The organism is Sorangium sp. So ce128, from assembly GCF_051525245.1.
Classification (GTDB): Bacteria; Myxococcota_A; Polyangia; order Polyangiales; family Polyangiaceae; genus Sorangium; species Sorangium cellulosum_B.
Window position 1 is genome coordinate 5670952 of sequence record NZ_CP150313.1, and the last position, 14243, is coordinate 5685194.

Genomic DNA, 14243 nt, shown 5'->3' on the forward strand with positions numbered 1-14243 from the left:
AGGCCCGAGCCAGCGTCACACGTGCCGGAGCGTGGGGCGCTCGGCCAGCAGGTGATCGAGCCAGGCGTTCGACAGCTTCTCCTGCACCGTGTTGGCCCGGAGCCTCGCGGCGAGGTTCTTGAAGTCGACGTGATCGATGAGCTGGTCCTGGTTGAAGCACGAGAAGACCAGCGTCTCCTTGCCCGTCTCCGGGTCCACGTGCCGCTGGAGGCACTGCGCGCAGACCTCCTTCATCATGCACTGCATCGGCGAGTTGATGCTCGCGATGCCCACGTGCTTCGGATCCAGGTGCGGCGCCAGCACGCCGTGCCGCGCCTCGCGCACGGCGTTCATCATCTTGTCCGAGCCGATCGCGATGATGCGACGGACCTCCGAGAGGGCCGCCAGCTCGCCGCCGAGCTGGCGCTCGGCGTAGGCCCTCATCGCCTGGACGATGTTGCCGCGGAAGTGGTGGTCGGTCGCGCGCCGCGGGGGGATCTCGGCGCCGCCGTCGGTGCACCAGACGACCTGGTCGGTCGCGACCTCGATCTCGTCCTGCTTGAAGAGATCCTCGCCTCGCCGGTAGCCGGCGAAGTAGATCACGCGGTCGCCGCGCGCCTTCAGGGCCTTCGCGATCGAGAACAGGACGGCGTTGCCGAGCCCGCCGCCGGCGAGCAGCACGGTCTCCCCCTCGGGGATGTCCGTGGGCGTCCCGGTCGGCCCCATCACGACGACCTCCTCGCCCGGGCGCAGCGCGGCGAGCAGGCGGGAGGACGCGCCCATCTCGAGCGCGATGAGCGACAGCAGCCCCTTCTCCTTGTCGACCCACGCGCCCGTGAGCGCGAGGCCCTCCATCGCGAGCCGCGTGCCGCGGATCACGGGCGAGCGCACCTCGTAGTTCTGCAGGCGGTAGAACTGCCCGGGCTCGAACTTCCGCGCCGCCGCGGGCGCGCGCACGACCACCTCGACGATCGTCGGCGTGAGCCGCTGGACCCGCTCGACGACCGCGCCGAGGTCGTGATCGAGGCGGGCGAAGAGGTCGCGCCGCCGCGCGTCGCGCGCGGCCTGCGGCTCCTCGCCGAGCCGGGCGATGTCGTGGCGGAACAGCGCGACGACGGACGGGTACGCGTCCTTGGCGCTCGCCATCGCCTTCACGACGCTCCCCGCGTAGTGGGGGTGGTTGTCGCCGTAGAAGCTCACCGCGTGCTCGCCGTCGTTGTAGCTCGTGAAGAAGCCCTCCCTCGCCTTGGCCGGCTCCACCTGGAGCGCTCCGCCCTCATCGACGTAGGCGCGGTGCGGCTGGAAGAACTGCCGCCACTTGTCGAACACGAACGAGCCCGGGCGCTCCTTCTCGTACGTGACGTTGGGGCTCGTCCCGGCCGCGACGCACACGGTGCGGGCGGGGATCGAGACCGCCTGCCCCGCGCTCCGCCACTTGCCGTCCACGATCTCCTGCCGATCGAAGACGAGCGAGGAGACGCACCCGCGCTCGTCGAGCACCGCCTCGACCGGGGCGAGGTTCTCGACGTAGCGGATCCCTTCCTCGAGCGACTTGGCGACCTCCTCGTGGTTCAGCCGGTACGCCGGCGAGTCGATGAGCCGCTTCCGGTAGACCAGCGAGACGCCTCCCCACGCGTCGATCAGGCCCTGGAAGCGCGGCGGGCGCCCCTCGCGCGCGGCGCGCGCGCGCTCGTCGCGGATCTCCTCCGCGTGGCGCCGCTGCTCGACAACGAACTCCCGCTCCTCCTCATCGAACATCGCGAGGACGGCGGCCTCTCCGCGCTCCGCGACCAGCGCGTCGAGCCGGTCGGCCGTCTTCTCGGCCTGCACGACGTAGTACGCGGCGAGCTCCGTCGCGGTGTCGATCGCCGTCAGGCCGCCGCCGATCACCACCGCCGGCAGGCGCACCTGGAGGTTCGCGAGCGCCGAGCGCTTGTAGGCCCCGGCCAGCTGCAGCGCCATCAGGAAGTCCGACGCCTTGCGGATGCCGCGCGCGAGGTTGTTCTTGAGCGGGATGATCGTCGGGCGCCCCGCGCCCGCCGCGATCGCGACGTGGTGGAACCCGAGCCGGAAGGCGTCGTCGAGATCGATCGTCCCGCCGAACCGCACGCCGCCGTAGATCCGGAGCAGCCGCTGCCGGGCCAGCGTGACGTACAGGACGGTGAGGAAGTTCTTGTCCCATCGCACCGTGATCCCGTACTCGCTCACCCCGCCGAAGCCGAGGAGGACGCGCTCGTCGAGCTCTGTGTAGAGCCGCTTGAAATCCTTGACCGGGCGCGGCGGGCGCGACTCGTCGCCCGTGAGCTCGACCGGCAGCGGCTCGATCTTCAGCCCGTCGATCGCCACGCACGCGAAGCCCTGCCGCGTGAGGTGGTGCGACAGCGTGTAGCCGGCCGGGCCGAGGCCGACGACGAGCACGTTCTTGCCGTTGTACGGGAGCGCGTGCGGCCGCAGCGCGTCGAGCGGGTTCCAGCGCGTGAGGAACCCGTAGATCTCGAGGCCCCACGGGAGCGACAGCACGTCCGTGAGCGCCGCGGTCTCGATCTGCGGGATGTCCACCGGCTCCTGCTTCTGGAAGACGCACGCCTTCATGCAGTCGTTGCAGATGCGGTGACCGGTGCCGGGGCACATCGGGTTGTCGACGCAGACGAGCGCGAGCGCGGCGATCGACTCGCCCCGCCCCCGCATGGTGTGCATCTCGCTGATCTTCTCGTCGAGCGGGCAGCCGTTCAGCTCGACGCCGAGCGGGTTCGCCTTGATCGCCCCGGTCTTGTTGTCGCGCAGGCCCTTCGAGCACGAGTCCTTGTCGCGATCGTGGCAGAAGAGGCAGTAGTCGACCTGGCTCTCGACCTCGCGGGGCGGCGCGCGGCGGTCCGTCAGCACGAAGCCGTCGCGATCCCTCCGCTCGTGCTCGGGGCCGACGAGGAGCTCGGCGGAGCCCGGGCTGCCGTTCGCGCCCTTCCTCTGCAGCTGGACGAGCTCCTGGTAGTCGAGCGTGCGCGGCGCCTTCAGCGTCGGCCACCGCCGCGCCGGATCGTGCTCGTCCGCGCGGCGCGCCGCGAGCCACGCCTCGACGGCGTCCAGCGCGAGCGCCACGACCGCCCCGTCCTCGGCCTCCGTCGGCTCCGCGCCAGCGACCGCCGCCGCCGGCGCCACCCCCTCGGCGAGCGCCGGGTCCTCCCGCAGCGCCGCGCGCACCTTCGCCGCCCGCTCGCGGAGCTCGTCCGTCCACTTCGCGCCGCCGGCCTTCGCGGCCTTGCGCGCGATCTCGTCGACCTCGATCAGGGCGAGCGTCGCGCGCGCGATCGCGAGCTCCTCCGCGGCGGAGCCGCCGTCGAGCGCGCTCGCAGGCGCGCCCATGGCCGCGAGGGACCGCCGCGCCGCGTGCGCCGCCTCGACGTGCGTGCCCCGCCACGCCTTCCCGGGGTTCGGCTTGAACAGGCGCTTCTTCGAGAACTCGCGCTTGAAGTCCCAGAGCGCGCTCCGCTCGAGGGTCGCGTCGATCTGCGCCTGCGTTTCCCGCTCGACCCGGAAGAGCATCGCCACGAAGCTGCCGACGTGGGGCGCCGCCGCGAGGAGCGCCTCGGAGACCTGCTCCGGCGTGAGCGCGGGGCGGCCCGCGCCGCCGCCCTCGGCGCCGGAGGCCTCCGCCTGCGCCGCGCGCAGCGAGGCCCGGTACGCGTCGAAGCGCGCGTAGGCGCCCTCGTCCGCTGCGTGAAAATACTCCTCGAAGCGCTCCGTCAGCTCGGCGAGCTTCGCGGGGTCGAAGAGATCGGCGTAGCCGAAACCAGGGAGCCCGAGCTCGAGCTCGGAGGCATCGGAGGTCGCCTGCACCCACGAAGAGAAGTCAGCCTGCACTCCAGCGTTCGCTTCCATACCCGCGGCAAATGCTTTCCATTTCAAGGGGGTCGCTCGCCCGACGATGGCCTGCCCACGCGGCCGTGAGAGCGACGTAAAGTAGCACCAGGCCGCACCTTCGACCTGTCGCTCGGGCAACAATCATCGCAATCGGATTGCGTTTGCCAGCGCGGCGAACGCGCAAGGGCTGCGTGCTCCACGGCGATCTCCATCGAGCACCGCTCGCTTCCACGAGCAGCCGCCGCGGAGTCACCCCGCAGCGGCCATCCGCATGACGCCGGCCCGCTCGGGCTCCCCGAGACGCTGGCCTCGACGGAGCGGTCGGCAGCGCATCGCGTCAGAACCCTTGCGAGACGACGCGCTCGATCGTGTGCGTCGAGATGTTGCCCGCGACGACCTCCGGATCTCGCAGCAGCGCCTGGTGCAGCGGGATGTTCGTGCGGATGCCGCCGATGATGAACTCGTCGAGCGCGCACCGGAGCCTGGCGATCGCCTCGGCCCGGTTCGCGCCGTGCGCGATCACCTTGGCCACCAGTGAATCGTAGGAGCTGGGAACGCGAAAACCGCCGTACACGCCGGAATCGACGCGGATCCCGACGCCGCCGGGCGAGTGGTACTCCGTGATGAGGCCCGGCCACGGCACGAACGAGCGCGCATCCTCGGCGTTGATCCGGCACTCGATCGCATGGCCCCGGAAGCTCCAGGGCCGCGTGTCGGGCAGCGAGAGGCGCTCGCCTGCAGCGGCGAGGATCTGCTGCGCGACCAGATCGACGCCGGTCACCATCTCGGTGACGGGGTGCTCGACCTGGACCCGGGTGTTCATCTCCATGAAGAAGAGCTCGCCTCGCTCATCCATCAGGAACTCGAGCGTGCCCAGGCCGGTGTAGCCGGTCTCGAGGATCGCACCCCGGAGGATGTCGCCCATCCGGGAGCGCTTCTCGTTGTCCATCGCCGGGCTGGGCGACTCCTCCATCACCTTCTGGTGCCGGCGCTGGAGCGAGCACTCGCGCTCGCCGAGCGTCCACACGCCCCCGTGCTGATCCGCGAGCACCTGGAACTCGATGTGGCGCGGCGCCTCGACGTAGCGCTCGAGGTAGACGTCCGGGTTCTTGAAGCCGCTCAGGGCCTCCTGCGTCGCGATCTCGAACGAGCGCTGCACCTCGCTGGCCTCGCGGACGATGCGCATGCCCCTGCCCCCGCCGCCGCCGGAGGCCTTCAGGATCACCGGATAGCCGACGCGCTCGGCCTGCTCGGCCGCGTCCGCCGCGCTCTTGAGCACGCCCGTGCCGCTGAGCATGGGGATGCCGAAGCGCTTGGCGACCTCGCGCGCGGACACCTTGTCGCCCCAGGTCCGCATCGCCTCCGCGGTCGGCCCGATGAAGGTGAGGCGGCACTTCTTGCAAAGCTCGGCGAACTTCGCGTTCTCCGAGAGGAACCCGTAGCCTGGATGGATCGCGTCGGCGCCCGTGACCTCCGCCGCCGCGATGATCTGCGGGATGTTGAGGTAGCTCTTCGACGCCTCGGCCGGACCGACACACACGGCCTCGTCCGCGAACCGGACGTGCAGCGCCGCGGCGTCCGCCTCGGAGTGGATGGCTACCGTGCGGATGCCGAGCAGGCGGCAGGCGCGGATGACACGCATCGCGATCTCGCCGCGATTGGCGATCAGGATCTTCTGGAACACGGCACCCTCGCCCGGGCAGCGCTAGCTGCTCCGCACCTTGAAGAGACGCTGCCCGAACTCGACCGGCTTGCCGTTGTCGACGAGGATCTCGACGATCGTGCCCGGAGAGTCCGCCTCGATCTCGTTCATCAGCTTCATCGCCTCGATGATGCAGAGCGCCTGACCCACGCGGATCGCGCTGCCCACATCGACGAACGGGGGCGCATCGGGCGACGGCGATCGGTAGAACGTGCCGACGAACGGCGACGTCACATAGGAGATCCCCTCGTCGCTCGCCGCCGCCGGCGCGGCAGGGGCCGCTGGCGCGGGCGCGGCGGCCGGCGCAGGCGCCGCCGCGGGCGGCGCGACCGGCGCGCTGTGGATCTGGAAGGCGGCGGGCGCGAGATGCGGCGCCGCGCCCTGCGGGACAACGCCTCCGCGCGTGAGGCGAATGCGAACGTGTTCGTCCTCGAACTCGAAGTCGCTCACGTTGCGCTTCTCTAAGATGCGTACCAGCGCCCGCAACTGCTTGAGGTTGATGTTCATGGAAGGACGTTCGGCCATCGATGTTTGCCGCCTTTCAACCAGAGTGACGGCGCATGTTCAACCTCTTTCGTCGGATCGCAGCTTCTCCAGATGCCCGAGCAGCCCGATCAGCCCGAGGACGTACGAGCTCGGACCGAAACCCGCGACGCGCGCCATGCACGCAGGCGCGATGCGGGAGCGACGGCGGAACGGCTCACGGCCGTCCGGGTTGGAGATGTGCACCTCGACGGTAGGAAGCGCGCTCGCGCGGATCGCGTCATAGAGCGCGATGGAGGTGTGCGTGTACGCACCGGCGTTGAGGAGGATGCCGTGAAAGCCGCGATCGCCAGCGTGGCTGATCGCGGTCACGAGCTCTCCCTCGCAGTTCGATTGCATACACGACACCGAGGCGCCGCGGGCCTTCGCGGCCTCCTCGACGGCGCGGTGAACGTCATCCAGCGTGGCCGTGCCGTAGATCGCTGGCTCGCGCTTGCCCAGTCGATCGAGGTTCGGCCCGGAGATGACCGAGATGCTGAAGCCGCTCAGGCGAGCTCCTTCAGCAGCACCGGCACCTTGGTGCGCAGGAGGTACCGGGCCTTGCCGATGTTCGCGTCGGGCGTCATCGAGAAGGCCACGAAGTACGAGTTGTTCACGACGCGGATCAGGGTCGTGACCTTCTCCGCCTGGATCGCGATCTCGGCGGCGTTGCCCGCGTCGAGCATCTCGGCGGCGCGCTGGATCGACTTCAACACGACGCTGAACTCCGCGCCGATGGTGGTGATGTCGAACGCGGCCCCCGGCTTGGAGTAGCTGTCGACCGGGATCCCCTCGAAATCCATGAGAAGGGTCGCGATGCCGCCCTCGGTGTTCTCTACGACTTCCTTCAGCACGGCCTGGAACATGCGCCGAGATTACCCAAGCGCGGCACGATCGGGAAAACAAACGAACCTGGCCCGGCATCTCGCGCCGCGGCCCGGGAGAGCCGGCGCCCCTCATCGTCGCCCGACCCGCTCGGCCGCGCGCGGCCAGGCCGATGGCGACCGGCCGCCTGCCATCGTGGACCAGCGCGACAGGCGCAACAGGCGCAACAGGCGCAACAGACGCAACACGACGCGACAGGCGAAGCGCGGCGAAACGTTGGACCGGGCGGGCGCTTTGCCTCTTGCATCCTGGTCCCAGCCGGGCGATTCCCGCCCCAGGGGGCCCGCTCCAAAGCACGCCTTGACCCTCGTCCAGGCGAGCGGCTAACGTGCGGCCGTTCTTTCGCCTCGCGGCAAGGCCCGGAGGCGGATCCCACCGGCGCGTCTCGCCGGGGGGCCGACGTCAAACGTGGTCGGGAGCGGCGTGCGCCGTACCCGCCATCTCATCAAGAAAAACAAGGACGGCCCAACATCTATGCGTGCTCGAGCCGGGGATCCCCCCCGCACGATGCCCCAGAAGATCCTCGCCGGGCGGGCGACGGATCCTCAGCTGCGCGGTGATCTCGTCCAGGTCAAGGTCGACCAGGTGATCCTCTCCAGGGCGCCGTCGCGCGCGCTGGCCGAGGCCATCGCCACGGGCATGAAGAAGACGCCGGTCGAGGTCGCCGTCGCCTACGACGGCACCTGCGTGGCCGACGCGAGCTCGCTCGCGGATATCGACGAGGGCAGCCCGCACTCGGTGTCGCCCGAGTTCCCGACCTACAACATCCCGATCGCGCGGCCCGGCATCGGCTTCCCTGCGCCCGTTCACCTGGAGCGCTTCGCGGCGCCGGCGCGGCTCGCCCTCACGGACGACCCGCGCCTCACGACCGTCGGCGGCATCGGCATGCTGTCGCTCGTCGTCTCGCCGAGCCAGCTCGGGCAGGCGCTCGCCACGGGCTCGGTCTGGCTCCGGCCGCCCCGCAGCGTGCAGATCCACCTCTCGGGCAGGGTGCGGCCCTTCGTCTGCGCGCGGGACGTCGCCCTCGAGCTGCTCCGCAGGAACCTCGACGAGGTGGTGCGCCGCATCGAAGGCGAGCACCACGCGCCGGTGATCCTCGAGTTCGCCGGGCCGAGCGCGCGGCTCCTCTCCGTGGGCGACCGCGCGGTGCTCTGCGGCATCGCGCCGCAGGTCGGCGCGGCGGCGGCGCTGTTCGTGAGCGACGAGAAGACGGAGGTCTTCCTCCGCGATCAGCGCAGGTCGAAGGCCCACCGCGCGCTCGTGCCGGACCCGGGCGCGCCTTGCGAGGAGGTCGTCTCGATCGATCTCGGCACGGTCGATCCGCTCCTCATGGACGAGGAGGGCGTGGTCCGGCCCGTCCGCGATCTCGCCGGCAAGCCCGTGGCGCAGGTCGTCCTCGGAGGCGACTCCGGCGTGACGTTGCGCGACATGCTCGCGGCGGCGCTGCTGCTCAAGTCGAAGCGCGTCCCGTCGCGGCTCGACCTGCTCGTCGCGCCGCCGTCGCGGCAGGTGCTCGAGGTGCTCGCGCAGTCGGGCGCGCTCGTCGATCTCGTCGCGACGGGCGCGCGCATCGTCGAGCCGGACAGGCGCGTCGTCACGTCGGAGATCTACCCGCCGCCGCCCGGCAGCCTCTCGCTGCGCACCGCGGATCCGGAGCCGCGCATCGCCGGGGCGCCGTCGTTCGTCGTGGCCTCGGCGGAGACCCTGGCCTACGCGGTGGCCACGGGCGCGGTCGGCGATCCGCGGTCGTTCAAACGTCCGGTGCGGGTGACGGTGCCGCGGGCGCTGCCGACCGACGACGTGCTGATCCTCCGCGACAAGAAGGGGGAGCAGGTGAGCACGAAGAAGCCGCCGCCAGCGCCCGCGGCGGTGCCGTGGAAGGGGCCGCTGACGCTCGACGTGCTCGCCGGCGTGCCGAAGGTGAACGGGCACGCGGCGGTCGGGGCGCGCGGGCGCGCCGCCCCTGCGCCGGTCGCGGCGGCCGCCGCGGACCAGCAGGGGCAGGCCGCGCCCGCGGAGGGGAAGCCAGCCGGCGGCGTGGCGCTCGTCCTGTCGACGCTCGACGAGGTGCGGGCGGTCGCGGAGCGCGCGACCGATCTCTCGACGGTGCGCGCGGTGGTCGCGCCCTTCGTCCCGAGCACCGCGGTGTCGGCGTTCGCGAGCGAGGGGATCGCCACGTTCCTCGTCGGCACGGAGGCCCTCGGCAGCATCAAGGACCAGAAGAGCGTGGAGCTCCCCGCCCCCGCGCAGTGGGGCGATCGCGTCGCGGCGATCTTCGGGAGCGAGCGCGTCGAGGTGGCCTGGCTCGCGACCGGCATGGAGCGGAGCTGGACCCACGCAGGCACCGTGCGGCAACCGCCCAGCGCGGGCAAACCAGCGAGGTAGCCGGGCCGAGATCCCGGTGGCGAGGCCGCCTCCCACAGGAGCGGGGAGCCGCCTTCCACCGGGAACCGGGGAGCCGGACAGCAGCGCTCAGGGAGCCGCGCGCACGGGGGCCAGCGGGGCGAGGAGCTTGATCTCGTTCGTGAGATCGCGGAAGCGGATCTGCTGCTCGTTGATCTGCATCTCGAGGACGATGACGCGCTTCGTGATCTCGTCGAGGCGCGCCGACGCCTTCGCGAGCCGATCCGTGAGGTCGCGGCGGAGCTCGTCGGCTGTCTTGTTCTTCTCGATGGCCCTGAGGTTCTGGCGGAGCTCGTGGCTCTGCTGCTCGAGGCGCTGCTGCTCGGCGAGGATCCTGTCGCGCTCGTCGATCGCCGGGCGGAGCTTGCCCCGGATGTCCCAGGCCTGACCGAGCTGCTTGGCCACGGCCGCGTCGGCGCGCGGGTCCTTCAGGTAGCCTTGCACCGCGTCGTCGGCGAGCTGGCCGAGCCAGTCGATCTGCTGCCGGAAGATCCGCCGCTCGTCCACGTCGAGCACCGCCGTCCCCCGCCGCGGCACGTCGATCGGCACGAGCGCGCTGCCCGTGCCGACGTTGTCCTCCGTGCCCTTCGGGGGCGCGTGCAGGCGCGTCCCGTGCAAGCGGGGGTGCTTCACGAGCGTCCTCGCCGCGAGGTCGGCGCCGTTGCGGACGGCGTACTTCGTGTGCGTGACCCAGTCGCGCTCGATCTCGAGCGCGCCGCCCTCGATCTTCGCGATGCGCGCGCCCTCCGCGCTCTCCTCGCGCGTCGTGTCGACGGCGAGGCCCCGCTCCAGCGCGAACGGCACCGTCGTCGTGGCCCCCGGCGGCAGCGGCTCGACCATGCCCTGGCCCAGGAACGCGCCGTTCTCGAAGACGGCGATGGGGCCGCGCTCCAGCAGCCCCTTCGTGTCGTTCGTGAAGCGCGCCACCCGGAACGGGTGTGAGCTCGACGCGGGCACGCCGCCGTCGGGCGCGAACAGGAAGATCGACTCGCCGGGCACCTGCCTGGCCAGGAGCAGGACCATCGTCGCGCTCTTGTCGGGGATGTCGACCGGGAACGGGATATCGTAGCGGGTCGTGCCCGCCTCCATCGCGACCGCGGCGAGGGCGCTCATGTTGCGCGGCGGAGAGGGGTTCATCGCCATGGGCGGCGGCGCCGGCGCCGCCGCCGGCGCTGACTGCTTCAACTGGGGCCCCGCGTGTTGCCCGCCGGCGCGCGTGTCTTCGCGATTGTTCAGCCTCACGCTCGGCTTCGCGGCGGGGACCGTGGCAACCGCTGCCCGCCTCGCGGACCGCAGCCTGCCGCCGCCGCCCTTCTCCATTTCGGGCTCGGCCTCGTCTGCGGACGCGTACTCCTCGGCGGCGTCGCCCGGCGCCATGGGCGCCGGCGCGACGGGCGGCGGTGGCGGCGGCGCGGCCTCGGTGGCCAGCGTCGTTTCGCTCGTCGGCACGGACGCGATCACCTCGCCCTGATCGCTGACGACAGGGCGCGGCGGGATCGCCGCCTGGTCGAGCGTCGCCTGGAACGCGAGCGGCGCGCCCGCCACGAGCGACAGCTTCACCCCCTTCCAGTCCTCGCCCGAGAGGTTCTGCACGATGCCCCACGCCTGGAGGTGCGCCTGCTTCGAGTCCGCGCGCGGCGCTGCGCCCTGCGCCCCGCCCGCCCCCATCACGAGCCGGTACGACGGCCTCCACACCGGCGTCTCCGCCACGTAGCCGATCACGAGATCGTGCTCCCGCCCGTCGAGGGTCAGCTTGACCGTCTCGTGGTCGTCGTCGCGCTCCTTCGCCGCCGCCGCGCCCTTGTCCTTCGGCGGCGGCACGGTCGTCACCTCGGGCCCAGGCTCCGGCGGGGCCTCGTCCTCGCCAGATCCGTCGTCGACCTCGACAGGGAACGACGCGCTCCGGACGCTGCTGCCGCCGGCCTCGATGACCGCGAGCGTCGCGAGGAAGTCGCCGACCTTCTCCTTGCGGATCCGGAAGGTCACCTGATCGGCGTCGATGAGCCCTCGGCGCTCGAAATACGCGACGCCGTTCCTGTAGATGACCACGCGCCGCAGCGCGAGCCCCGAGGCGTCTATATCGGGGCCACGCGCGCAACCGGCGAGCAGCGTGAGAGCGAGGAGCAGGCCGGAGCCCGCTCGCGCGACGTCGTACCGTCTCATGGATGTCCCTGGGTTTCGCTTGCGTCAGCTGTCGGAGGGCGCCGTCGAGGCGCGACGCCAGTCGGGCGGCAGGTCGAGAAAGCCCTCGTTGCAGAGGAACTCGTAGAGCCCCTCACAGACCTCGCCGCAGATCATGCTGAAGAGGTGGGGATCGGTGATGAAGAGGATCGTCTCGTCGCGCTCGGCGCCCGCGGTGTCGGCGAGCTGGGCGACCAGCTCGTCCTCGGCGAAGCCGACGAGCATCACCATGAGGTGGCGCTCGAACGCGGCGCGGAAGCGAGGGAACGCCTCGCTCGTCAGCTTGTACGCGTACGCCCTGCCCTCGAACGTACGCGCGTCCTGCACGACCCGCGCGGAGATCTCGCCGAGGCTCTGGGCGAGCTGCACGCTGAAGAAGTCGACGAGCACGGCGTGGACCACCGAGACGATGCGCCTGAGCTCGCTGGATCGGCGCGCGAGGAAGGCGTCCTGCATGTCCTTCGTCAGCTTCGCGAGCAGCTCGAACGACTGCTCCCGCGCGTCCTCCGACGCGAACTCGAAGCCGTCGAGCTCGGCCTCGATCCGGTTCTTGTAGCGGGTCAGCACGTAGAAGAGCGCCTGCTCGCCGTGGTGGATCACCTTCGGCGCGCCGTCGCGGCCGCGCGTCTTCTCGTGGAGCTCGGACTGGAAGAACAGGCGGGCGAGGTTCCTGTGGATCTTCTTGAGCCGCCGCTCGACGAGCAGCGAGATGCCGTCCTCGCGGATGACCCGCTCGAGCAGGGCGCAGAGCGTCTTCTCGTGCGCGTCACGGATCGCGTCGCGGTTCTTCGCCCCGCGATCCCCGGCGCCGGCCGACGCCTGGATCACCTTCAGCTGGGCGACGACCTGCGCGGTGACCGCGTCGAGCTCGGGGTTGGTCTCGAGATCGGCGCGGTAGTGGACGATGCGGGCCTGCATCTGCTCCTCGAGCAGGCCGAGCGCCATCTCGGTGATGTGGTCCTTCAGCGCCTGGCTGACGTGCTCGCCGACGCGCCGCGGCGCGTCGGGCGGGAGCGGCCTCGGCGGCTCGTGCGCCGGCCTCCCCCCCGGTTGCGATCGGCCCGAGGGCGGCAGCGGCGGAGGGTTCCGAGGGACCGGGGCCATGACCCGAGAGCATAGCGGAACTCGCCCGTGGTGTGCGGTTTTGGCGGAGCGGCGCGAGTCGGAGTAAGACGGCGGCCATGCACGCGGCCATGCACACGCTCGCTTCACCCATGCGCGCCTGGGGACCGGAAGGCCCACGGGCGCCGTCCTCGCCGGCCCTCTCGTCCATGGCGCCCCCGCGCCTGGCCCGCCGTCGCCTCACGGCGGCGCTCGCGCTCACGCTCGCCAGCGCCGGGGCGGGCTGCTCTCGCGACGGCGACGGCCAGCCGCCGCCCGCGCGCACGCCGGAGCCCGCGGCACGGCAGGAGCCCGCGGCGGCGGCGCCGGCCGCCACGGCAGAGAGCGCCGGGACGACCGCCGCGACGGACAGGAAGGACGGCACCGCCGGGGCGCCGACAGGGCAGCGCGAGAGGTTGAACGTCCTCGTGGTCTCGATCGACAGCCTGCGCGCGGACATGCCGTGGAACGGTTACGAGCGCGACATCGCGCCCGTGCTCACCGCGTTCGAGAAGAAGTCCGTCAGCTACACGCGCCACTACGCGATCTCGTCGTACACCTCGATGAGCGTCGGCGGCTTCCTCGCCGGCCGGTACCCGAGCGAGGTCGATCGCAGCGGCTACTTCTTCGGCAACTACCCCGACAGCGTCGTCATGTTCCCGGAGCTCCTGCAGAGGGCCGGGGTGCGGACGATGAGCGCGCACGCGCACTTCTACTTCGACCAGAAGGCGGGCTTCCGTCAGGGCTTCGACGTGTACGAGATCGTGCCGGGGCTCTCGGCCGACAACACGACCGACCGGAACGTCACGAGCCCGGGGCACCTCGAGCTCGCGATGAAGATGCTCTCCGACAAGGCGAACACCTCGGGCACCTTCTTCGCGTACTTCCATTTCCTCGATCCGCACGACGTGTACATGACGCACGAGGGGATCCCGACGTTCGGCAAGCGCGCCCGCGACAAGTACGACGGGGAGGTCAGGTTCACCGACATGCACGTCGGCAAGCTGCTGGATTTCGTCGCGCAGCAGCCGTGGGCCAAGGACACGGCGATCCTCGTGACCGCGGACCACGGCGAGGCGTTCGGCGAGCACAAGATGTTCCGCCACGGCTTCGAGGTGTGGGACGTGCTCACCCACGTGCCGCTGATGATCCAGGCGCCCGGGATCACCCCGCGCCGGATCGACGTGCCTCGCAGCTCGATCGACCTGGCGCCGACGATCCTGGAGCTGACCGGCGCGCCGGCAGAGCCATCCTTCCCGGGCAAGAGCCTGGTGCCCGAGCTCCACGGCGCGACGCCGGAGCCGCGCGACGTCATCGTCGATCTTCCGCGCACGAGCGACAACGACCGGCGCAGGGCGCTCATCCACGGGCAGTACAAGCTCATCGCGTACGGCGACGACGACGCGTTCGACCTCTTCGACCTCGTCGCGGATCCGGGGGAGACGAAGGATCTCAAGCGAACGCAGGCGCAGGTCTTCGAGGAGATGAAGGCGCTCTACAAGGAGCGCTCCGCGGCCATCAAGGACGTGTGCCCGAAGAACACGGCGAAGCTCAAGGGGAAGAAGAGCAACAAGCGGTGCTAGCGCGCGGAGCGGAGCGCCGCGCGCTGGCA

General features: G+C 71.2%; 9 protein-coding genes. 2 read left to right on the forward strand and 7 right to left on the reverse strand.

The window, feature by feature from the left end; all coding sequences use genetic code 11:
* Nucleotides 1-15: 15 nt before the first annotated feature.
* From WME82_RS21630 to WME82_RS21650, 5 genes are all read right to left on the reverse strand, one after another.
* Nucleotides 16-3855, reverse strand: coding sequence for an FAD-dependent oxidoreductase (locus WME82_RS21630; protein WP_438044337.1), 3840 nt, complete (start codon nt 3853-3855; stop codon nt 16-18).
* 319 nt (nt 3856-4174) lie between these two features.
* The gene (accC, locus tag WME82_RS21635) at nt 4175-5521 is read right to left on the reverse strand and encodes an acetyl-CoA carboxylase biotin carboxylase subunit (protein WP_437747373.1); all 1347 of its coding nucleotides are present in this window, start codon (nt 5519-5521) and stop codon (nt 4175-4177) included.
* 21 nt (nt 5522-5542) lie between these two features.
* The gene (gene accB / locus WME82_RS21640) at nt 5543-6064 is read right to left on the reverse strand and encodes an acetyl-CoA carboxylase biotin carboxyl carrier protein (RefSeq protein WP_438044338.1); all 522 of its coding nucleotides are present in this window, start codon (nt 6062-6064) and stop codon (nt 5543-5545) included.
* A gap of 39 nt (nt 6065-6103) precedes the next feature.
* Nucleotides 6104-6571 carry a type II 3-dehydroquinate dehydratase gene (locus WME82_RS21645; RefSeq protein WP_437748006.1) on the reverse strand — a complete coding sequence of 156 codons (468 nt, stop codon included), beginning with the start codon at nt 6569-6571 and terminating at the stop codon, nt 6104-6106.
* The gene (locus WME82_RS21650) at nt 6568-6915 is read right to left on the reverse strand and encodes a roadblock/LC7 domain-containing protein (RefSeq protein ID WP_272099801.1); all 348 of its coding nucleotides are present in this window, start codon (nt 6913-6915) and stop codon (nt 6568-6570) included. Before WME82_RS21650 ends, WME82_RS21645 begins: the two co-directional genes overlap by 4 nt.
* 538 nt (nt 6916-7453) lie before the next feature.
* Between WME82_RS21650 and WME82_RS21655 the strand changes: the two genes are divergently transcribed.
* Nucleotides 7454-9331: an aconitase family protein gene (locus tag WME82_RS21655; protein WP_438044339.1), complete on the forward strand. Its 1878-nt coding sequence runs from the start codon at nt 7454-7456 to the stop codon at nt 9329-9331.
* Between the two features lie 87 nt (nt 9332-9418).
* Here the strand turns inward: WME82_RS21655 and WME82_RS21660 are convergent, their stop codons facing one another.
* Both WME82_RS21660 and WME82_RS21665 read right to left on the reverse strand, forming a co-directional pair.
* On the reverse strand, nt 9419-11512 hold the full coding sequence (locus tag WME82_RS21660; protein WP_438044340.1) for a hypothetical protein: 2094 nt from the start codon (nt 11510-11512) through the stop codon (nt 9419-9421).
* Nucleotides 11513-11536: 24 nt separating this feature from the next.
* The gene (locus WME82_RS21665) at nt 11537-12634 is read right to left on the reverse strand and encodes a hypothetical protein (protein WP_437916976.1); all 1098 of its coding nucleotides are present in this window, start codon (nt 12632-12634) and stop codon (nt 11537-11539) included.
* Nucleotides 12635-12711: 77 nt separating this feature from the next.
* Between WME82_RS21665 and WME82_RS21670 the strand changes: the two genes are divergently transcribed.
* Nucleotides 12712-14214: a sulfatase gene (locus WME82_RS21670; protein ID WP_438044341.1), complete on the forward strand. Its 1503-nt coding sequence runs from the start codon at nt 12712-12714 to the stop codon at nt 14212-14214.
* Nucleotides 14215-14243 lie beyond the last annotated feature (29 nt).

Excerpts from the sequence above, each read along its gene's own strand:
- WME82_RS21630 (WP_438044337.1), bottom strand. The coding sequence starts at position 3,855 with ATGGAAGCGAACGCTGGAGTGCAGGCTGACTTCTCTTCGTGGGTGCAG.
- accB (WP_438044338.1), bottom strand. The coding sequence starts at position 6,064 with ATGGCCGAACGTCCTTCCATGAACATCAACCTCAAGCAGTTGCGGGCG.
- WME82_RS21655 (WP_438044339.1), top strand. The coding sequence starts at position 7,454 with ATGCCCCAGAAGATCCTCGCCGGGCGGGCGACGGATCCTCAGCTGCGC.
- WME82_RS21660 (WP_438044340.1), bottom strand. The coding sequence starts at position 11,512 with ATGAGACGGTACGACGTCGCGCGAGCGGGCTCCGGCCTGCTCCTCGCT.
- WME82_RS21665 (WP_437916976.1), bottom strand. The coding sequence starts at position 12,634 with ATGGCCCCGGTCCCTCGGAACCCTCCGCCGCTGCCGCCCTCGGGCCGA.
- WME82_RS21670 (WP_438044341.1), top strand. The coding sequence starts at position 12,712 with ATGCACGCGGCCATGCACACGCTCGCTTCACCCATGCGCGCCTGGGGA.